Annotated in this window: 18 protein-coding genes; 6 read left to right on the forward strand and 12 right to left on the reverse strand. The window is 61.0% G+C overall.

Annotation, left to right across the window (positions count from 1 at the left end; genetic code table 11):
* The first annotated feature begins 16 nt into the window (after positions 1 to 16).
* Together bhcC and bhcD are read left to right on the forward strand one after the other, a co-directional pair.
* Positions 17 to 1,180 carry a 3-hydroxy-D-aspartate aldolase BhcC gene (bhcC, locus tag Q1B16_RS09185; RefSeq protein ID WP_299786901.1) on the forward strand — a complete coding sequence of 388 codons (1,164 nt, stop codon included), beginning with the start codon at positions 17 to 19 and terminating at the stop codon, positions 1,178 to 1,180.
* Positions 1,181 to 1,314: 134 nt separating this feature from the next.
* Entirely contained in the window at positions 1,315 to 2,280 is a 966-nt protein-coding gene (gene bhcD / locus Q1B16_RS09190; protein WP_299786903.1) for an iminosuccinate reductase BhcD, read from the forward strand.
* 8 nt (positions 2,281 to 2,288) lie between these two features.
* Here bhcD and arsB read toward each other — a convergent pair whose 3' ends face one another.
* From arsB to puuE, 4 genes are all read right to left on the reverse strand, one after another.
* Positions 2,289 to 3,341 (reverse strand): ACR3 family arsenite efflux transporter, encoded by a 1,053-nt coding sequence (gene arsB, locus Q1B16_RS09195; RefSeq protein WP_299786905.1) that lies wholly within the window; start codon positions 3,339 to 3,341, stop codon positions 2,289 to 2,291.
* 145 nt (positions 3,342 to 3,486) lie between these two features.
* Positions 3,487 to 4,923, reverse strand: a complete 1,437-nt coding sequence (locus Q1B16_RS09200) for a nucleobase:cation symporter-2 family protein (protein ID WP_299786907.1) — start codon at positions 4,921 to 4,923, stop codon at positions 3,487 to 3,489.
* A gap of 64 nt (positions 4,924 to 4,987) precedes the next feature.
* Entirely contained in the window at positions 4,988 to 5,476 is a 489-nt protein-coding gene (locus tag Q1B16_RS09205) for an ureidoglycolate lyase (protein WP_299786909.1), read from the reverse strand.
* Positions 5,473 to 6,885, reverse strand: a complete 1,413-nt coding sequence (gene puuE / locus Q1B16_RS09210; RefSeq protein WP_299786911.1) for an allantoinase PuuE — start codon at positions 6,883 to 6,885, stop codon at positions 5,473 to 5,475. The genes Q1B16_RS09205 and puuE overlap by 4 nt, the downstream gene beginning before the upstream one ends.
* A gap of 149 nt (positions 6,886 to 7,034) precedes the next feature.
* Here puuE and uraH point away from each other — a divergent pair, with 149 nt between their 5' ends.
* Together uraH and Q1B16_RS09220 are read left to right on the forward strand one after the other, a co-directional pair.
* Positions 7,035 to 7,391 carry a hydroxyisourate hydrolase gene (gene uraH / locus Q1B16_RS09215; RefSeq protein WP_299786913.1) on the forward strand — a complete coding sequence of 119 codons (357 nt, stop codon included), beginning with the start codon at positions 7,035 to 7,037 and terminating at the stop codon, positions 7,389 to 7,391.
* A 108-nt stretch (positions 7,392 to 7,499) separates the two neighbouring features.
* Positions 7,500 to 8,390 carry a sulfotransferase domain-containing protein gene (locus Q1B16_RS09220; RefSeq protein ID WP_299786916.1) on the forward strand — a complete coding sequence of 297 codons (891 nt, stop codon included), beginning with the start codon at positions 7,500 to 7,502 and terminating at the stop codon, positions 8,388 to 8,390.
* Positions 8,391 to 8,486: 96 nt separating this feature from the next.
* Here the strand turns inward: Q1B16_RS09220 and Q1B16_RS09225 are convergent, their stop codons facing one another.
* Positions 8,487 to 9,395, reverse strand: coding sequence for a LysR family transcriptional regulator (locus Q1B16_RS09225; protein ID WP_299786919.1), 909 nt, complete (start codon positions 9,393 to 9,395; stop codon positions 8,487 to 8,489).
* 101 nt (positions 9,396 to 9,496) lie between these two features.
* On the opposite strand from Q1B16_RS09225, the gene Q1B16_RS09230 reads away from it, so the two are divergent.
* Both Q1B16_RS09230 and Q1B16_RS22345 read left to right on the forward strand, forming a co-directional pair.
* Positions 9,497 to 10,723 carry a urate hydroxylase PuuD gene (locus Q1B16_RS09230; protein ID WP_299786922.1) on the forward strand — a complete coding sequence of 409 codons (1,227 nt, stop codon included), beginning with the start codon at positions 9,497 to 9,499 and terminating at the stop codon, positions 10,721 to 10,723.
* A gap of 700 nt (positions 10,724 to 11,423) precedes the next feature.
* Positions 11,424 to 11,690 (forward strand): DUF2335 domain-containing protein, encoded by a 267-nt coding sequence (locus Q1B16_RS22345; protein ID WP_366140148.1) that lies wholly within the window; start codon positions 11,424 to 11,426, stop codon positions 11,688 to 11,690.
* A 165-nt stretch (positions 11,691 to 11,855) separates the two neighbouring features.
* Here Q1B16_RS22345 and Q1B16_RS09235 read toward each other — a convergent pair whose 3' ends face one another.
* The 7 genes from Q1B16_RS09235 to Q1B16_RS09265 form a co-directional block, all read right to left on the reverse strand.
* Positions 11,856 to 13,001, reverse strand: a complete 1,146-nt coding sequence (locus Q1B16_RS09235; RefSeq protein ID WP_299786925.1) for an iron-containing alcohol dehydrogenase — start codon at positions 12,999 to 13,001, stop codon at positions 11,856 to 11,858.
* A 4-nt stretch (positions 13,002 to 13,005) separates the two neighbouring features.
* Positions 13,006 to 14,382, reverse strand: coding sequence for an aldehyde dehydrogenase family protein (locus Q1B16_RS09240; protein WP_299786928.1), 1,377 nt, complete (start codon positions 14,380 to 14,382; stop codon positions 13,006 to 13,008).
* 2 nt (positions 14,383 to 14,384) lie between these two features.
* Positions 14,385 to 15,737, reverse strand: coding sequence for a glutamine synthetase family protein (locus Q1B16_RS09245; RefSeq protein ID WP_299786931.1), 1,353 nt, complete (start codon positions 15,735 to 15,737; stop codon positions 14,385 to 14,387).
* 94 nt (positions 15,738 to 15,831) lie between these two features.
* A complete protein-coding gene (locus Q1B16_RS09250) occupies positions 15,832 to 16,869 on the reverse strand; it encodes a TRAP transporter substrate-binding protein (protein WP_299786934.1) in 1,038 nt (345 codons plus the stop codon).
* Positions 16,870 to 16,928: 59 nt separating this feature from the next.
* A complete protein-coding gene (locus tag Q1B16_RS09255) occupies positions 16,929 to 18,254 on the reverse strand; it encodes a TRAP transporter large permease subunit (RefSeq protein ID WP_299786937.1) in 1,326 nt (441 codons plus the stop codon).
* Positions 18,254 to 18,835, reverse strand: a complete 582-nt coding sequence (locus tag Q1B16_RS09260) for a TRAP transporter small permease subunit (RefSeq protein WP_299786940.1) — start codon at positions 18,833 to 18,835, stop codon at positions 18,254 to 18,256. Before Q1B16_RS09260 ends, Q1B16_RS09255 begins: the two co-directional genes overlap by 1 nt.
* On the reverse strand, positions 18,832 to 19,602 hold the full coding sequence (locus Q1B16_RS09265) for an N-formylglutamate amidohydrolase (RefSeq protein ID WP_299786943.1): 771 nt from the start codon (positions 19,600 to 19,602) through the stop codon (positions 18,832 to 18,834). The genes Q1B16_RS09260 and Q1B16_RS09265 overlap by 4 nt, the downstream gene beginning before the upstream one ends.
* Between the last annotated feature and the right edge of the window lie 42 nt (positions 19,603 to 19,644).

Here is a 19,644-nt window from a genome sequence, read left to right on the forward strand (position 1 = left end):
CTAAGGGAGAACGACAATGAAAGATATGACCGTATTCGACGATTACGAAGTGGGCTTCGACATTCCCGCCAAGCCGGGCATGTCCGAGGCGGAGGTGCAGACACCCTGCCTCGTGCTCGACCTCGACGCGCTGGAGCGGAACATCAAGAAGATGGGCGACTACGCCAAGGCGCACGGGATGCGCCACCGCGTGCACGGCAAGATGCACAAGTCGGTGGATGTGGCGCTATTGCAGGTCGAGCTGGGCGGCGCCTGCGGCGTTTGCTGTCAGAAGGTGTCCGAGGCCGAGGTCTTTGCCCGTGGCGGTATCAAGGATGTTCTGGTGTCCAACCAGGTGCGTGACCCTGCAAAGATCGACCGACTTGCGCGGATGCCCAAGCTGGGCGCGCGGACCATCTGTTGTGTCGACGATCTGGCCAACGTGGCAGACCTGTCTGCGGCGGCGGTCAAGCATGGCACGCAGATCGAATGCCTCGTCGAGATCGACTGCGGCGCGGGGCGCTGTGGTGTGACGACGACGCCTGCCGTTGTCGAGATCGCCAAGGCGATCGACGCGGCAGAGGGTCTCAAGTTCGCTGGTATTCAAGCGTACCAGGGCGCGATGCAGCACATGGACAGCTATGACGAGCGCAAGGCAAAGATCGACATCGCTGTCGCCCAAGTGAAGGACGCCGTGGACACGCTCAAGACCGAAGGCATCGAGTGTGACATCGTCGGCGGTGGCGGCACCGGGTCCTATTATTTCGAGTCGAACTCGGGCGTGTATAACGAGCTTCAGTGCGGATCCTACGCCTTCATGGATGCCGACTACGGCCGTATCCTCGACAAGGATGGCAAGCGGATTGACCAGGGCGAATGGGAGAACGCGCTGTTCATCCTGACCAGCGTCATGAGCCACGCGAAGGCGGACAAGGCGATCGTGGATGCGGGTCTGAAGGCGCAGTCGGTGGACAGCGGTCTGCCGGTGATCTTTGGCCGCGACGACGTGGAATACGTCAAATGCTCGGACGAGCATGGCGTCGTCATGGACCCGAAGGGCGTGTTGAAAGTCAACGACAAGCTGAAGCTGGTGCCGGGTCATTGCGATCCGACCTGTAACGTTCACGATTGGTATGTTGGTGTTCGGAATGGTGTCGTGGAAACCGTTTGGCCGGTATCGGCGCGCGGACGCGCCTATTGATCTGGTTTCGGATCGGGAAAGCCCGATCCGACTCTTTGGGGGCCAGCCCCCAAACCCCCGACATATTTGGAAAAAGAAGAAGACAGGACGGTGCGCAGTGAGGACTGTCGCACCGTTTCTGCGAGGGAGAGACCATGTATATCGTTCCAGAAGCCATGATTGCCGACCTGGTGTCACGCGAGGCCTCGTTCGAGGCGGTGGAGCAGGTGTTCGCCGCGATGGCGGCGAAGGATGCCTACAATTTTCCGGTGGTGCGCGAAGCCATCGGGCATGAGGATGCGCTCTACGGCTTTAAGGGCGGGTTTGACCGGGTTGGGGGATCGCTTGGGCTCAAGGCGGGCGGGTACTGGCCGCACAACATGGAAAAGCGCGAGCTGATCAATCACCAATCGACGGTGTTCCTGTTTGATCCCGATACAGGGCGCGTGCGGGCCATGGTCGGGGGCAACCTGCTGACAGCGTTGCGCACCGCGGCGGCGTCTTCTGTGTCGATCAAGCACCTCGCGCGGGACGATGCCAAGGTCATGGGCATGGTGGGGGCCGGACATCAGGCCACTTTCCAGTTGCGCGCCGCGTTGGAACAACGGTCGTTCGATAAGGTGATCGGGTGGAACTACCACCCCGAGATGTTGCCGAATATCGAGAAGGTCGCGGAAGAGGCCGGCGTGCCATTCGAGGCAGTGGACCTGCCGGGGATGCAAGAGGCGGATATGATCATCTCGATCACATCGGCGTTTTCGCCGTCCTTGATGGCGGATCACGTGAGCCCCGGCACACATCTGGCCTGCATGGGGACCGACACCAAGGGCAAGCAAGAGGTCGAAGCGGCGCTGTTGGCACGCGCCACGGTGTTCACCGACGAGGTGGCGCAGTCGGTCAGTATCGGCGAGGCGCAGCACGCGGTCGGGTCCGGCCTGATCGCCGAGGATGACGTGCACGAGATCGGTGCCGTGATCAATGGCACCCATCCCGGGCGCACTTCGGACGACGAGATCACGCTGTTCGATGGGACAGGCGTGGGACTTCAGGACCTGGCGGTGGCGTCAAAGGTCGTGGAGCTGGCGATTGAACGCGGTGTCGCGATCGAAGTGGAGTTCTGACGGTCGCGCTAGCTTGGGAACCAGTGCCGCGTGCGATTGGCGAACGCCACGAGAGACAACATCACGGGAACTTCGACCAGAACACCCACCACAGTGGCCAGTGCCGCGCCCGAGTTGAGGCCGAAAAGGCTGATAGCAACCGCTACGGCGAGTTCGAAGAAATTCGATGTGCCGATGAGGGCGCAGGGCGCTGCGACATTGAAGGGTATGCGCCACAGGCGTGCCGCGATGTAGGCGACGAAAAAGATGCCATAGGACTGGATCAACAGCGGAACCGCGATCAGCGCGATGACCAGCGGACGGTCGAGGATCACCTCGCCCTGAAACCCGAAAAGCAGGACCACTGTCGTCAGAAGACCGAAGATCGAATAGGGCTGCACGCGGGTTTTGAACCTGTCCACGGCGGGTTCACCGCCCTTTGCGACGAGGTTCCGGCGCGTGACGTATCCGGCCAGTAGGGGCAGAACGACATAAAGACCGACGGACAGGATCAGAGTGTCCCACGGGACTGCGATGTCAGTCACGCCCAAAAGAAACGCGACGATGGGCGCGAAAGCGAAAATCATCACGACATCGTTCACACTGACCTGCACCAGCGTGTAGTTCGGATCTCCGCGGGTCAGGTGCGACCAGACGAACACCATCGCGGTGCAGGGCGCGGCGCCAAGGAGGATGACACCGGCAAGGTAGGCTTGCGCATCGTCAGGCGGGATCAGGTCGGCAAAGACCACCTCGAAGAAGAGAACGCCGAGAGCCGCCATGGTGAATGGCTTGATCAGCCAGTTGACGACGAGCGTCACGACGAGGCCCTTGGGTTTTTCCCCCACGTTTTTCAGTGACCCGAAATCGACGCCAACCATCATCGGGTAGACCATGGCCCAGATGAGGATCGCCACCGGCAGGTTGACCTTGGCAATCTCCAGCGCGGCAAGGAAGGCGAAGAGACCGGGAAAGATATTCCCCAGCACAAGCCCTGCGCCGATGGCCAGCGCGACCCAGAGCGAGAGCCAGCGTTCGAACGTGCCAAGCCCGGCCTTGGCGGTATCGACGGTATCGGTCATGTCAGATGTCCTGTTGCGTTGCGCATCGAGTTTCGGCGTATAGCCCCGTATAGCCGGTATCGAAACAGGATGTTTTGCGATTGCTCAATTGAGAAACCCCCCGGCGCCATGACCGGGGGGTTCATTCTTGCGGATGATTGCCGGATCAGACGTTCGCGCCGCTGGCCTCTTCCTTGCCCTTGAGCCCGGTTCCGTGGCCGGACATACCGCCCGAGACTTCCTCGGTGCTTTCGCCTGACAGCTCCTGTGGAAGCACCAAGTTCAGAACAATGGCAATGAGTGCGGCGGGCAGGATGCCGCTTGTCGCCAAGACCTTGAGTGTTTGCGGAAGGTATTGCAGCGCGTTGGGCTCGAGTTGCAGACCAAAGCCAAGCGACAGGGCGATCGCGAAGATCACCATGTTGCGACGGTTCCAGTTCACGTCGGACAGCATCGAGATGCCCGCCGCGACGACCATGCCGAACATGACGATCACGCCGCCGCCCAGCACTTCGATCGGGACCGACGAGATCACCGCGCCGACTTTGGGGATCAGGCCGCAGAGGATCAGGAACAGCGCCCCGATGGTCACCACGCCGCGGCTCATCACGCCGGTCATGGCAATAAGGCCGACATTCTGGCTGAACGACGTGTTGGGCAATGCGCCGAACAATCCCGAGATCGCGGTGCCGAGACCGTCGGCATAGGTTGCGCCCTGGATTTCGGTGTCGGTGGCTTCGCGTCCTGCGCCGCCTTTGGTGATCCCGCTCACGTCGCCCACGGTTTCAACCGCGGACACGAAGGACATGAGGCAGAAGCCGACGATGGCGGCGACCGAGAATTCCAGCCCGAAATGCAGCGGGTTGGGCAGGGCGAAAGGTGCCGCGCGACCCACGTTGCCGAGGTTCACCTCTCCCAACAGAAAGGCGACCGCGTAACCGACCAGCAGACCGACGAGAACCGCAGAGACCGACAGCATCCCACGGGCAAAGAATTTGAGGCCCAACGTGACAAGGATCACCGTGCCCGCCATCGTCCAGTTCAGAAGCGAGCCGTATTCCGGCTGATCCATCGCAGGCACGCCGCCCGCAGCGTATTGGATGCCCACCTTGACCAGCGCGAGGCCGATCATCGTCACCACAAGGCCCGTGACCAGCGGCGGCAGGGCAAAGCGCAGCTTGCCGATGAAGAGGCCAAGGAACGCGTGGAACAAACCGCCGACAAGGATGCCGCCCATCAGGACCGCGATGGCATCGACGCCTTTGCCTGCAACAAGCGGAATCATGATCGGGATGAAGGCAAAGGATGTGCCCTGCACGATTGGCAGGCGCGCGCCTACCGGGCCGACGCCGATGGTCTGGAACAGCGTCGCGATGCCCGCAAAGAACATCGACATCTGGATCATGTAGATCATCTGCGGAAAGTCGGGGCTGTTCGAGCCAAAGCCGAAGCCGGCCGCGCCGCAGACGATGATGGCGGGTGTGACGTTGGATACGAACATCGCCAGAACGTGCTGGATGCCCAGTGGGATCGCCGTGGCGATGGGGGGTGTGTAGTTCGGATCGCGGAGTTGCTCCGGCGTGCCGATGGATGTGGCTGACATGGTTCTCTCTCCCTCGTAACCATTTGTTTTGCCCGGTGCCCCTCCTCCTGGACTGCCGGGATGTTCAGGTCTCGATCACCTCGTAAGGATGGTCGAACCAGTGCTCTTGCAGGTTGTCACCTGCGCCGATGCGGTCGATGACCGCGAAAAGTCCGGTGCCGGACAGCGGGGTCAGGACCCCGTGCCACGTGTTGCGGTGAAAGTTGATCGCCTGTCCCGGAGCGGTGCGGAACGCGAGCGGCGTGCCGGGGGCATTGCCCGTGTCCGGGGCGACGATCACCAGAAATCCATCATCGCTCATCGGGACGAAGCACTGGCTGCCCTCGGGGTGGCGTTCCATCATGTCGAGTGTCAGGGGCATGGTGCGCAGCTCTGCCTTGAACAGACTGATCCCGGCGCGGCCATCGCTGAAGTCGAGCGTTGCGCGGTCGTGGTAGCGGCCGCATTTGCCCTGGTTGATGATCTTGTCGGGATCGCCCGCGCAGTCGAGCAGATCGCCGAAGGGCGCGAAGGCATCCCTGCTGATCGGCTGGATTGGGACGCGGCGGGTCATTGGCCCAGCTTCTCGATCAGGCGCAGTTCGGCAATGCGTTCGACCTGACGGCAGGCCTCGGCGAACTCGGTGTCGCGGTCATTGCCGATGCGGCGGTGGAAGGCATCAAGGATGCTGGCCTTTGAGTTGTCCTTCACCGCGATGATAAAGGGAAAGCCGTGGCGCGCGACGTAATCGGCATTCAGCTTCTGGAAGGTCTCACGTTCGGCGTCGGTGAGCATGTCGAGCCCTGCACCGGCTTGTTCCGCCGTGGACTCGGCAGTCAGGCGGCCGGCAGCGGCGAGTTTTCCGGCGAGGTCTGGGTGAGCGTTGAGCACGCCAAGACGCTCCTCGTCCGACGCCGTGCGGAAGGCGCGGCAGAGCAGGTTATGCACGCCGTGCGCGGTGTCGTGCGTTGGCCCGGCCTCGTATTCGTAGGCGCGTTCGGCGATCCAGGGGGAGTGTTCGAAGATGCCGCCGAAGGCTGCGACGAAGTCCTCGCGCGACATCTCGGTGGGACGTTGCGCGCTGGGTGCGGGGTGCTCGCGCGCCCAGTGCTGTGCGATCTGCTGGCGCGTGGCGAACCAGACGCGCTCGTGACTCGCCATATAATCCAGCACACGCTTCAACGCGGCGGCACGGCCCGGGCGGCCGATGATGCGGCAGTGCAAGCCGATGGAGAGCATCTTGGGAGTACCGTCGACGCCTTCGGCATAGAGCGTGTCGAAGCTGTCCTTCAGATAGCTCTCGAATTGGTCGCCGGTGGTGAATCCCGCCTGAATACCGAACCGCATATCGTTGCAGTCCATCGTGTAGGGCATGATGAGTTGCTGTGTATCACCGAACGTCATCCAATAGGGCAAGTCGTCGGCATAGCTGTCGGCGACGTAGTCGAACCCGCCGTGTTCCGCGACCAACCTTACGGTGTTGTTGGAACAGCGCCCAGTGTACCAGCCTTTCGGCGGTTCCCCGACAACCTCGGTATGAAGCCGGATCGCTTCGGCGATCTGGGCGCGTTCCTCATCCTCGGGCATGTCCTTGTGCTCGACCCACTTTAGCCCGTGGGAGGCGATCTCCCATCCCGCATCCTTCATCGCCGCGACCTGTTCCGGCGCGCGGGCCAGCGCGGTGGCGACACCGTAGATGGTGATGGGAATGTCCTTCATCATCCGGTGCAGGCGCCAGAATCCGGCCCGCGCCCCATATTCGTAGATCGATTCCATGTTCCAGTGCCGCTGTCCCGGCCAGGGCTGTGCGCCGGTGATCTCGGACAGGAACGCCTCCGAGGCGGCATCGCCGTGCAGGATGTTGTTCTCGCCGCCCTCTTCGTAGTTGAGCACGATCTGCACGGCGATCTTGGCGCCACCCGGCCAATTGGCTTTGGGCGGGGTCGGGCCGTATCCGGTCATGTCACGGGGATAGCGTTGCACGTGCGGGTCCTCCTGAGTGGTTGTCTTTGTAATCCGAATAATCGAAATCGTTTTTCAAGAAATCCCGAAAGGTGTCTCAAACGGGTTCCATTTGCGGTTTTACACCCGATCGCATCATAAAGGTGCACAGCGACATGAAGGAGAGCACGATGTCAGGCTATTTGACGACCCATGTTCTGGACACGGCACGGGGCTGCCCGGCTTCCGGTTTGAAGATCGCGCTGTACCGAGTGTCCGGGAATTCCCACAGCAAGATCGCCGAGACCGTCACGAATGACGACGGTCGCACCGACAGCCCGATCCTGCCGGCGGCAGATTTCAAAACCGGCACCTATGAGCTGGTGTTTTTCGCGGGAGACTACCTGCGCGCGTCTGGGCAGGCGGGGGACGATCCGCTGTTTCTTGACGAAGTGCCGATCCGGTTCGGCATGTCCGACGCCGTGGCGCATTACCATGTGCCGTTGTTGCTGTCGCCTTACGGGTATTCGACCTATCGAGGGAGCTGACACGTTTGGCATAGACCCACACGAAACGGTCGCAGCAGGACTTTTTCGTTGAGTTTCGGGAAACCTTCGCCTTTCCTGACCAGACCCCCATTGCAGGAGATGTCGAATATGACCGAACGCAAGCTCTATCTTGGGCCTCTGACCGACAACCGGCGCTGGGATCTGGTGAACATCCGCCCCGATGATGTGTTTGTGGTCACACCTCCGAAATGCGGGACCACCTGGATGCAGACCATTGTGGCGCTGCTGTTCTCGGGTGATCCTGACGTCGAAACGGAACTGTCGGTCAAGATGCCCTGGGTCGACGTTCGCATCCGTGAGATGTCCGAAGTGGCTGCCCGGCTCGACGCGATGACCCACCGGCGCAGCATGAAAAGCCACACACCGATGGATGGCCTCCCTCTGCATCATCAGGCGCAATATATCTGCGTGTTCCGCCATCCGCTTGATGCGCATTTCTCCTATCGCAAACATGTGCGGAACATTCCGATGTCATGGTTCGACTTGTGGTATCCTCAAGACGATACCGACGGCACCACATTTCGCCGGTTTCTCGACGGCGGAGCCGAGGGTTTCGACACGGACGCCATGCCGCTCGCGCATATCCTGCGACACTACAAAGCGGCCATGGCACGTGCTGACATGTCCAATGTGACCTTGTTTCATTATGCGGACATGAAACGCGATCTGGCAGGTACCTTCGCGAAGGTGGCCGCCCTCTTGGATATTTCGCATTCGGACGACGTAATGAAGCACCTCGTTCAGGCCGCCACCTTTGACAACATGAAAGCCAATGCCGAGCGCTATGCCCCCTCTGGCGGCAAGGGGTTCATGAAATCGGACTCCGACTTTTTCCACAGCGGCACCAACAAGAAATGGCGCGGCAAGCTGACGGATGCGGAACTGGCGGCGTATGACGCGGTGATGGACACAGAGTTGACGCCGGAGGAGCGGGATTGGTTGGAGAATGGGTCAGGCGGAAAGCATGCGGTCAGATGATAGTCTACGCTCGAACGCCGAGTCTCCTTCGTTCAGCTACTCGTCATGCCCGCAGCTATTCTGTTGTACCCGGCATAAAAAAGGTGTTGCTGACCGTCAGGCGTTCTTGATCACTGTCCCGATCCGTCCGATCACGAAATCCATGAAGAGCCGCGATTTTGGATCCTGCCTGCGCCGGTGGGTGAAGAGGCAGGCCATCTGGATTGGCACCGGGGGCGTCTGCTTCGCGACCTCGATCAGGCGCCCCGTGCGCAGGTGGTCGGCGACTTCGAAGACCGGTTTCATCGCGATGCCATGCCCGCCGAGGGCCCAGTCGGTCAGGACATCCCCATCGTCGGATTCATAGCGGCCCGTGACCTTGAACCGCTTGGGGCCATCCGGCGTTTGCAGCCGCCATTGGAATTCGGTGGCGCCGGGGAAGCGCAGGTTGAGGCATTCGTGGTTCTGTGAGATCAGCTCGTCGCCCGAATTCGGCATGCCATGCGTTCTGATATATTCGGGTGCGGCGCACAGCACGCGGTCGACATCGGCGATCTTGCGGATGCGCAGGGTGCTGTCTTCCGGCTCTCCCAGAAAGAAGGCCAGATCAAGACCCTCGGTGGTGAGGTCAACCTTACGATCCGTCAGGCGCAATCGTACGGAGACCTCGGGGTAGTGCTTCAGAAACGCGGGCACCTGCGGCGCGATGAGGCGACGACCGACACCCAAAGGCGCGGCGACGTAAAGCGCACCGCGGGGGTTCTCGGTGATGTTGACCACCTGCGCTTCGGCGACTTCGACGGCTTCCAGCACCTCGACCGCACCGGCGTAGAACAACCGCCCCTGTTCGGTGGGCGTCAGGTTGCGGGTGGTGCGCTGGAAGAGGCGGACCGACAGATGCTCTTCAAGCTGCGCGATCCGGGTCGAGGTGACGGCGGGCGAAATCCGCAGATCGCGACCGGCGGCGGACATGCTGCCCAATTCGTAGACACGCACGAAGGTTCTGATGTTGTCGAGATAGGACATTCTTCGGAGATTCTTGATACAGCTTGGAGTTTGATTGGAATAGCAGAATAATCGCTCTGTCGATAGTCTGGTCCAAAGCCGTCAAACCGGAGCCTTTCGCCATGTATGATTTCGCCGTTCTCTGGGACTGGATCGCCTTCGCGGTCCGCTGGTTGCATGTGATCACCGCGATGGCGTGGATCGGGGCGTCGTTCTATTTCATCGCGCTCGATCTGATGCTGAAGCCTGCGCCCGACATGCCCAAGGGCGCCTCGGGAGAGGAGTGGGAAGTGCATGGCGGCGGGTTTTATCACACGACGAAGTATCTTGTGGCCCCGGACCGGTTGCCCGAACATCTGACCTGGCACAAATGGCAGAGCTATACGACTTGGCTCTCTGGGGCGGCGCTGCTCATGATCGTCTATTGGGTGGGGGGAGAGCTGTTCCTGCTCGACCCGACCAAGGCGGAACTCGCGCTCTGGCAGGGGATCGTGATCTCGGCACTGTCGCTGACGATCGGTTGGCTGCTTTACGATTTCCTCTGCAAGTCACCGCTGGGCGAACAGCCGACGGTCTTGATGCTTTTGCTCTTCGTGATCCTTGTGGTGATGGCCTGGGGCTATGATCAGGTCTTCACCGGGCGCGCGGCGTTGCTGCATCTGGGAGCGTTTACGGCGACGATCATGACGGCCAACGTGTTCTTCATCATCATGCCGAACCAGCGTATCGTGGTGGATGACCTCAAGAACGGGCGCACGCCGGACCCGAAATACGGCAAGATCGCCAAGCTCCGCTCGACCCACAACAACTACCTGACGCTGCCGGTGATCTTCCTGATGCTGTCGAACCATTACCCTCTGGCCTTCGGGACGGAGTTTGCCTGGATCATCGCGTCGCTGGTGTTCCTGATGGGGGTGACGATCCGGCACTACTTCAACTCGATGCATGCAGGCAAAGGTCAGCCCAACTGGACCTGGGCCGTGACGGTGGTGATCTTCATCGCGATCGCGTGGTTGTCGACACTGGGCGGGGCCGAGACCTATGACGAGGCGGCGGAACGGCCCTTGACCGATTTCGAGATGCAGTTTGCTTCGGCAGACGGCTTTGAGGACGCCTACAACGTGGTGCAGGGCAATTGTTCCATGTGCCACGCGCGCGCGCCGCTGTGGGACGGGATCCGCTGGGCGCCGAAGGGCGTGTATCTGGAGACCGAGGGCGACGTCGCACGCCACGCGGAACAGATTTACCTGCAAGCCGGTCGTAGCCACGCGATGCCGCCGCCCAATGCGATCCAGATGGATGATGATGCACGGGCGCAGATCGTGGCGTGGTATCGCGCGGTGGAGTGACGGGCGGGAGACTTTTCGAAAGGGGGCTATATTCTCAACTAGCCATCTGGACCGTGCCGCAGAATCTCAAAATTAACCCAATCTTAGCAGAAACTTGATTGCCTATTAAGGGCCGCGACGCAGAGACGCCTTGCAGGTTGCAAGAAAAAGTCCACATCTGGTGATAACAGTGATAAAATCGACCTTAGGCGCTCCCGCGCTAAGCAGATGTGAGGTTCAACATGTCAAAGCGAACTCATGATCTCAGGCTGGCAGCAAAGATGCGTTCTTGAGATGAAAAAGCCTAAACTCAAAAGACCTACAAAACGAAACACAGCCAAGACCATTGTGGCTCGTGTTCGAACGATGGAGGCACCTGAGCCTATTAGGCCATGCAGGGGTCGCCTTATCGACTATATAATCGACATGTACGACGCGCCTGATCAGGTTGAGCTTCGACGTGTCTACAGCGGGCCGGAAGGGTACAGGCAGGACGCCGTAAATATGCGAAGCTATTTTAACGCCGCCAGAAGTAAAATGCTATCTGGTGGCTAGGGTGGGTAAGAAGCCAGACAATAAGCTGCCTCAGAAGGCCCCCGAGGCAGACAGCGATCCTCATCTCGATGATATTCTCTCCAAGCTACCAGAAGGAACGCCTCCAGAAGTCGTTGAGATGATAGCTTATCAAGCTTACTTTTCTGGGCCTCTCCCTCCACCTGGAATGTTCCAGAAATATGACGATGTTCTACCTGGTGCGGCTGATCGAATTCTTTCGATGGCCGAGCAAGAGCAATCAATTAGAAAGCGCGACAATGGATGGATTCTGATCAACGATAGCGCTCGTGTTTGGGGGAGCATCTTGGTCTCATTGGCCCTAGTCGTGGCTGGAGTCTACTGTGGCGTAATCGGTCAACCTTGGCTTGGCGCCGCGTTGGGCGGATCAGGTGTGATCGGGGTGGTAGTGAGGGCATTTAACCACAGGAAGTAACTTGATATATTACTCAATAATTCTGTTCATTTCATCAAAGAGGTAGGGAGCGATGGATACCGTCTTCCGCTTCCTCGCAGCAGCTTTAAAGTGTTCAATGTCGCTGCACATCCCCATCAAACCTTTCGAAAAGTCTCGCGCAAATCTCCGAAGATTTGCGCGCCCTTACAACACTGCCTCGAAAAGCGCCCGCGTGTTGGCTTCGGTCATCTTGACCGGGTTGCCGCCCGTTGACGGGTCGTTGAGCGCATCGCGGACCAGAACGTCGAGGTTCGCGTCCTTGACGCCAAGATCGGTGAGCGTCTTCGGGATCGCGAAGCTGTCGTTGAACTGATCGACGAAAGCGCAGAACCCGTCAAATCCGCCATCGACCCCCAGATACCCGGCTGCGCGGTCGAACCGATCGCGGATGGCGTCGGCGTTGAACTTGAGCACGGCGGGCATGCAAATGGCGTTGGTCGTGCCGTGATGCGTGTGGTGATGCGCGCCAATCGGATGAGACAGCGCATGGATCGCGCCGAGGCCTTTCTGGAAGGCGGTTGCGCCCATGGCGGCGGCGCTCATCATGTTGGCTCGGGCGTCGATGTCTGACCCGTCCTTGTAAGCGCGGGGGAGGTTGTCGATCACCAGTTTCATGCCCTCGAGCGCGATGCCCTGGCTCATCGGGTGGTAATGCGGGCTGGAATAGGCTTCGACGCAATGGGCGAAGGCATCGAGCCCGGTGCCGGCAGTGATGAATTTCGGCATACCCACGGTCAGCTCTGGATCGCAGATCACCACGGCGGGGAGCATCTTAGGGTGGAAGATGATCTTCTTTTCGTGGGTTTCCGAATTGGTGATGACGCTGGCGCGGCCCACTTCGGAACCGGTGCCTGCGGTCGTGGGCACGGCGACGATGGGATGGATGCCAGCGGGGTCCGCACGGGTCCACCAATCGCCGATATCCTCGAAATCCCAGAGCGGGCGCGCCTGCCCGGCCATAAAGGCGAGCGTCTTTGCAAGGTCGAGACCGGAGCCGCCGCCAAAGGCCACGACGCCGTCGAACCCGCCCTCGCGGTAGACGCGGAGACCCTCTTCGACATTCTTTTCGTTCGGGTTCGGATCGACCTCCGAAAACATCGCGCGACCGAGGCCCGCCTGCTCGATCAGATTCAGGGTCTTGGTGGTGATCTCCATATCCGCAAGACCGCGATCCGTGACCAGAAGCGGCTTGGTGATGTTCGCGGCGATGCACGCCTCGGCGATTTCCGAGATGCGGCCTGCGCCGAAGCGGATCGAGGTGGGGTAGGACCAGTTTCCGGTGAGGGACATCTGATTATGCTTTCTTGAGGTGGTAGGATTTGGGGCGTGTCAGAGCCTGATACGCCAGTTTCGATAGGCCTTGGCCGCGGCCCGTGTCCTTGCAGCCGGTCCAGCAGAGCGCGGGGTCGAGGTAGTCGCAGCGGTTCATGAACACGGTGCCGGTTTCGATCCGGTCAGCGATGGCTTCGACCGCTTCGGCGTCTTTCGACCAGATGGAGGCGGTGAGGCCGAATTGGCTGTCGTTCATCAACGCGATGGCTTCGTCGTCGTCCTTGACGGGCATGATGCCGACAACGGGGCCGAAGCTTTCGTCGCGCATGACGCGCATCTCGTGGGTGACGTTGGTCAGGATTTGCGGCGTGAGATACGCGCCGCCGTCATCGGCGGGCATCGTGTCTATATGGGCCTTGGCGCCGTCGGCCAGCGCCTCTTCGATCTGGGTGCGGACTTCCTTGGCGAACCGCACATTCGCCATCGGACCCATCGTGGTATCGGGATCGAGCGGGTTGCCGAGTTTCTGCGCCTTGACCCAAGCGACGGCCTTCTCGACGAACTGGTCGTAAAGGCTCTCATGCACATAAATCCGTTCGATCCCGCAGCAGCATTGCCCCGCGTTGAACATTGCGCCGTCCATCAGGCCGTCCACCGCCGCGTCGACATCGGCATCGGCGCGGACATAGCCGGGGTCTTTGCCGCCGAGTTCGGTGGACACTGGCGTGAAGGTGCCCGCCGCCGCGTGCTCCATCGCTCGCCCGCCGCCGACCGAGCCGGTGAAATTGACGAAATCGACGCCACGTTCGGCGATCAGGGCGGAGGTCGTGTCATGGTCGAGGACGAGGTTCTGGAACACGTCCTCGGGAACGCCAGCGGCTTGGAACGCTTCCGCCAAATGTTCGCCCACGGCCAGCGTTTGGGCGGCGTGTTTCAGGATCACACTGTTGCCCGCGATGAGCGCTGGGGCGACGGTATTGATCGCGGTCATGTAGGGATAGTTCCACGGGGCAACGACCAGCACGACACCCCAGGGCACGCGCTTGATGACGCGGCGCGCGGTGGCGCTGTCTTCGATCTGCATCGGGGCGAGGCTCTTTTCGGCGACATCGGCCATGTAGGTCAGCCGTTCGTTGAAGCCGCCATATTCACCGCCATAGCGGATCGGGCGGCCCATCTGGTGCGCCAGTTCGGTTGCCATGCGGTCGGTCTGCTGGCCGATGATTTCACCCGCCTTGCGCACCAGCGCGATGCGGTCCGACACCGGGCGCGCGGCCCAGTCGGCCTGGGCGGCCTTTGCGCGCTGGGCGGCGGAAAAGGCGGCGTCGCGGCTCAGCACGTCGCGCGTGAGATACACCGATCCGTCGATCGGAGAGATCAGGTCTACTGTCTTGGTCATGGTCAGGCTCTTTCAAATCCGCGCTTGATTTCCCAGTCGGTCACGGCCGCGTCGAACATCTCCTGCTCGACCTCGGCGCAGCGGGTGTAGTGGTCGATCACGTCGTCGCCCATGGCCTTGCGCAGCATGTCCGAATTGCGCAGCGCGTCCGTGGCCTTGAGCAGGGTGTGCGGGATCTCGGGGATGTCGGTCATGTGGTAGACGTCGCCCGAGACCGGATCACCGAGCGACAGCCCTTCCTCCATCCCGGCGATGCCGGCGGCAAGCTGCGCGGCGCAGGCGAGGTAGGGGTTAATGTCGCTGCCGGGGATGCGGCATTCGATCCGCACGCCCTTTGTGCCGTCGCCGACAAGGCGATAGCCTGCGGTGCGGTTGTCCACCGACCATGCGATCTTGGTGGGGGCAAAGGTGCCGGGCAGGAAGCGTTTGTAGCTGTTGACATAAGGAGCAAGGAACACCGTCATGTCGGGCGCGTATTTGATGAGGCCCGCGACGTAGGATTTCATTGTGCCGGACATGCTCAGGCGATCATCGGCATCGTAGAACACGTTGGTGTCGCCCTTGAATAGCGACTGGTGCACATGCGCGGCGCTGCCCACCTTGTCCGCGCGCCACTTGGGCATGAAGGTCGCGGCATGGCCCTGCATATGGGCGATTTCCTTGACCGCGTGCTTGGCGATGGTGTGGTTGTCACAGCAGCCCAGTGCATCGGCGTAACGGATATTGAGCTCTTCCTGCCCGGTCTCGGCCTCGCCCTTGGAGTTCTCGACCGGCACACCGGCGGCAACGAGGTGGTTGCGGATCGGGCGCATCACGTGCTCTTCGCGGGTGGTCTGGAGGATGTTGTAATCCTCGTTATAGCCGCTGATCGGGGTCAGCTTGCGATAGCCGCCCTTGCGCAGCGCGTCGTAGCTTTTCTCGAACAGGAAAAACTCCAGCTCGGTCGCCATCATGGGCGTCAGGCCCATCTCGGTCAGGCGGGCGATCTGCTTCTTGAGGATCTGCCGTGGCGAATGCGGGATCGGGTCATGGGTGTGGTGATCCAGCACATCGCACAGCACCATCGCCGTGCCGTCGAGCCACGGCACCGGGCGGAGCGTGTCCATGTCGGGCTTGATGACGTAATCGCCATAGCCTGCCGCCCAGCTTGTCGATTTGTAGCCGTCAGGCGTGTTCATCTCGAGATCGGTGGCCAGCAGGTAGTTGCAGCAATGGGTCTCTTTCCACGCGGACTCAATGAAGTTCGAGACGGTGAACCGCTTGCCCATCAGGCGGCCCTGCATGTCGACCATGCAGACCAGAACGGTGTCGATGTCGCCGGTTTCGGCTTTGGCTTGCAGATCGTCTAAATTCATCTCGGCCTCTTAGGTCTGGGCGGCCAACTCCTTTCAAAGGAGTTGGCCGTTTTCTTCGTAGAAAACGCCCCCGCAGAACCGGGGGGCGTTTCGCTTATTCGAAATTGTACGGCACGCCCGCCTGGTTGATGACGGCGTTGTATTCGCGGAAGATGTCGATGACCTTCTGGTGCACTTCGCCTTCCTGCGCAACTTCGTTCCAGAACTCCTTGGCCGCGTTCTCGACCTCGGCCCATTCGGAGGCGGGCACCTGACGCAGGGCGAGCTTTTCGCCGTTCGCGCGCAAGGCCGCTTCGCCGCCCCAGTACCACTGGTTGCGATAGGTGTGGCCCGCTTCGGTCGCCGCCATGACGACCGATTTCAGGTGATCGGGGAGTTCCGCCCAGCGTTCCTGGTTGACGAACCACGAGCCGATCCATGCGCCGGAGATGTTGTTGGTCAGGAAGTAATCGGTCACATCCGCCCAGCCGACGGTGTAATCCTCGGTGATGCCGGACCACGCCATGCCGTCCAATTCGCCCGTCTGCACCGCGACTTCGGCGTCTTCGTAGGGGATGCTGACCGGCACGACGCCGAACTGCGACAGGAAGCGCCCGGCGGTCGGGAAGGTGTAGAGGCGCAGGCCATCAAGGTCAGCGACAGACGTGATTTCCTTCGTGGTGTTGAAGTTGCAGGGGTCCTGACCCGCGGCGGACAGCCATTTGACGCCGACCTTGGCGTATTCTTCGTCCCAGATCTCGGCGAGGCCGTACTGGTTGAACAGAACTGGCACGTCGAGGATGTGCTTGGTCGCGAAGGGGAAGTAGCCGCCGAACTGCCGCAGCGGCGTGGGCGAGGCCATCGAGTCGTCGTCGGAATGCACGCCGTCGATGGTGCCGCGCTGGAGCGCCTGGAACAGCTCACCTGTCGGGACGATCTGGTCGGCGTAGAACAGCTCGACCTGAAGCTCACCATTCGAATTGGCGTTGATGTAGTCGATGACCGGCTTGGTCACGTGCTCACCCAAGGCGGCGCCGGCATAGGTCTGGAAGCGCCAGGTGATCGCGTCCTGCGCTTTGACAACGGCGGGCGCGGCAAGGGAGCCGACGCCGGCGATCCCTGCGGTTTTGAGAAACTTACGTCTGGTGGTCATGTGATGTCCTCTCAGTTGGTTTTGGTTTCTGCGCTCCGTTCCCGGAGTCTTGGTTGTGGTTACTTGTCGTAGATGTATTCCGGCAGCCAAAGGGCGATCTGCGGGAAGATCATGATGATGGCGAGCGCTCCGACCATCACCAGAACGAAGGGAATGATCGACACATAGATGTCGCGCAGGCTGATTTCCGGCGGCGCCATCGCGCGCATGAGGAAAAGATTATAGCCGAAGGGCGGCGTCATATAGGCGATCTGAGTCGTGATGGTGTAGAGGATACCATACCAGATCAGGTCGAAGCCAAGCGCGCCCACGAGCGGCACGTAAAGGGGCGCCACGATCACCAGCATCGCGGTGTCGTCCAGAAACGTGCCCATGATGATGAAGCTGAGCTGCATCAGGATCAGGATCATCCACGGGTTCAGGCCCATCTTTTCGGTGAAGAGCGACTCGATCGCCTTGACCGCGCCCAGCCCGTCGAAGACCGCGCCGAAGGCGAGTGCAGCGAGGATGATCCACATGAACATGCAGGTGATGCCAAGGGTCTGACGGACCGAGTTTTCGAAAACCTCTTTCGTCATGCGGCCCTTGAGGACCGCCGCGCCGAAGGCGGCCAGCGCGCCGATGGCAGAGCTTTCGACGAGCGATGTCCAGCCGTTCACGAAGGGGACCATCATGATGAAGAAGATCGCCAGCGGCAGAAGCCCGGCGCGCAAGAGACGCAGTTTTTCGGCGCGCGGGATGTCGCGTTCCTCGGCGGGAAGGACAGGGCCTAGGGCCGGGTTCAGTTTGCAGCGGATGGTGATGTAGAGAATGAACATCGTTGCCATCATGAGCCCCGGGATCACCCCTGCCAGCCACAATTGACCGACCGGCTGACGTGCAATCATGGCGTAGAGGACGAGCACCACCGAGGGCGGCACGAGGATGCCCAGCGACGATCCCGCCTGGATCACCCCCGTGACCATACGTTTGTCATACCCGCGCCTGAGCAGTTCCGGCAGCGCGATGGTCGCGCCGATGGCCATGCCTGCCACGCTGAGCCCGTTCATGGCCGAGATCAGAACCATCAGCCCGATGGTGCCCACCGCAAGACCCCCGGACAGGCCGCCCATCCAGACGTGGAACATCTTGTAAAGATCGTCCGCGATCCGGCTTTCGGACAGGACGTAGCCCATGAAGATGAACATCGGCAGCGTCAGCAGCGGATACCATTTCATCAGCTTCATCGCCGCCGAGAAGCCAAGGTCGTACCCACCCCGGTCGCCCCAGAGGAAGAACGCCGCGACGACCGCGACGAACCCGATGGCGCCGAACACGCGTTGCCCGGTCAGCAGCATCAGCATCATGGTCGAGAACATGAGCGCCGCAATCAACTCATACGGCATCAGATCTTGGCTCCCATGTCATGACCCTGAAGGCGCAGGATGTCCTTGGCCAGTTCCGCCAGCACTTGCAGCAGCATCAGGAAAATGCCGATGACCATGATGACCTTGATCGGCCAGAGGTAGGGGCGCCACGCGGTCGGGCTGCGTTCGAGGAAGCCAAGCTCTTCGGAGCCGGTGGCGAGGCCCGCGAAGAAGCCGATGGGTTCGGACCCGAAATAGCCCAGCGAATAGGCGGTCGAGGCGATGCCGCCGTAAAGCAGGAAGCCAAGATAGACGAGGAGAAACACCACCGTCACCGCGTCGATCATCGCCTTGCGGCGGTCCGACATCTCTCCGTAGATCAGGTCCATCCGCACGTTCGAGCCCATCTGGATCGAATACGGACCGCCGAGGATGTAGTAGGCCACCATCGCAAACTGCGCCATTTCCAGCGTCCAGAGCGACGGCAGCAGGAACGCCTTGGACACGGTCGACCATAGCAGGATGCCCATCATCACGAAGATGCCGTACATCACGATCCGTCCGATCATCCGGTTGAACGGGTCGATGAGGCCGACATAGGCCTTCAGCACCCGGGTCATGAGGCCACCTGAGTTTGAAGGGCACTGGTGAGCATCTGTCCGAGGATCCTGTCGAACCGGGCGACACCTGCCGGGTCCGAGATCAGGTCGTTGCGGACTTCGATCATCACGTTCGGCAGGCCGCGCGGGATGGCGTGTTCGCGCAGGGTGTGTGTCACCCCGTCGGTGACGGAGTAGGGCGCGTTGAGCCGTGTATCGAGTCCGTCCGGCGCGGTCGCCAGCATCGCCTTTGCCAGCGTATCATCGCTGTCGTGCAGCAGGCCAAGCGCCACTTTGCGCGGTTGACCGAACCAGATCGGCGTGAAGGAATGGATCGTGACAAGAACCGGCGGCGTCTGGAAGGCATCGAGTGTCGCGGTCAGGAGCGCGCGAAACGGTTCGTAGATTTCGGCCACCCGCGCGGCGCGGTCCGTTGTGCTCAGATCGGCATTGCCCGGAACCTCGACCACCTCGGATTTGGCGGGGATCGCGTCGGGGGCGCTGGGCGGGCGGTTGCAGTCATAGACCAGTCGGGACACCCGCGAGGCCACCAGCGGCGCGTCAAGGGATTTGGACAGCGCCACGGCCAGATCACGCCCGCCGATATCCCATGCGGCATGGCTGTGCCGTTGATCCGGCGCGACGCCAAGATTGTCGAGAGCGGCGGGAATGAAGGCGCTGGCATGTTCGCAAACAAGGCAGATAGGGGCGGCGCCGCGCGGGTTGATAACCTCGGCAGCCGGGCCTTCGCCCGCGGTCAGAATCGTATGATTTGAAACAGTTTCCACGCTTGTCATTAGGGTTGGGCGTCCGAGACCTGTCAAGACAAT

Source organism: uncultured Marivita sp. (assembly GCF_947488135.1).
GTDB lineage: Bacteria > Pseudomonadota > Alphaproteobacteria > Rhodobacterales > Rhodobacteraceae > Marivita.

Coding starts and splice junctions, on each gene's coding strand:
- Q1B16_RS09225 (WP_299786919.1), bottom strand. CDS start 9,395: ATGTCCTATCTCGACAACATCAGAACCTTCGTGCGTGTCTACGAATTG.
- Q1B16_RS09205 (WP_299786909.1), bottom strand. CDS start 5,476: ATGACCCGCCGCGTCCCAATCCAGCCGATCAGCAGGGATGCCTTCGCG.
- uraH (WP_299786913.1), top strand. CDS start 7,035: ATGTCAGGCTATTTGACGACCCATGTTCTGGACACGGCACGGGGCTGC.
- Q1B16_RS09250 (WP_299786934.1), bottom strand. CDS start 16,869: ATGACCACCAGACGTAAGTTTCTCAAAACCGCAGGGATCGCCGGCGTC.
- Q1B16_RS09220 (WP_299786916.1), top strand. CDS start 7,500: ATGACCGAACGCAAGCTCTATCTTGGGCCTCTGACCGACAACCGGCGC.
- Q1B16_RS09245 (WP_299786931.1), bottom strand. CDS start 15,737: ATGAATTTAGACGATCTGCAAGCCAAAGCCGAAACCGGCGACATCGAC.
- Q1B16_RS09240 (WP_299786928.1), bottom strand. CDS start 14,382: ATGACCAAGACAGTAGACCTGATCTCTCCGATCGACGGATCGGTGTAT.
- Q1B16_RS09255 (WP_299786937.1), bottom strand. CDS start 18,254: ATGCCGTATGAGTTGATTGCGGCGCTCATGTTCTCGACCATGATGCTG.
- Q1B16_RS09230 (WP_299786922.1), top strand. CDS start 9,497: ATGTATGATTTCGCCGTTCTCTGGGACTGGATCGCCTTCGCGGTCCGC.
- arsB (WP_299786905.1), bottom strand. CDS start 3,341: ATGACCGATACCGTCGATACCGCCAAGGCCGGGCTTGGCACGTTCGAA.
- bhcC (WP_299786901.1), top strand. CDS start 17: ATGAAAGATATGACCGTATTCGACGATTACGAAGTGGGCTTCGACATT.
- Q1B16_RS09260 (WP_299786940.1), bottom strand. CDS start 18,835: ATGACCCGGGTGCTGAAGGCCTATGTCGGCCTCATCGACCCGTTCAAC.
- Q1B16_RS09235 (WP_299786925.1), bottom strand. CDS start 13,001: ATGTCCCTCACCGGAAACTGGTCCTACCCCACCTCGATCCGCTTCGGC.
- Q1B16_RS09200 (WP_299786907.1), bottom strand. CDS start 4,923: ATGTCAGCCACATCCATCGGCACGCCGGAGCAACTCCGCGATCCGAAC.
- Q1B16_RS22345 (WP_366140148.1), top strand. CDS start 11,424: ATGTTCCAGAAATATGACGATGTTCTACCTGGTGCGGCTGATCGAATT.
- bhcD (WP_299786903.1), top strand. CDS start 1,315: ATGTATATCGTTCCAGAAGCCATGATTGCCGACCTGGTGTCACGCGAG.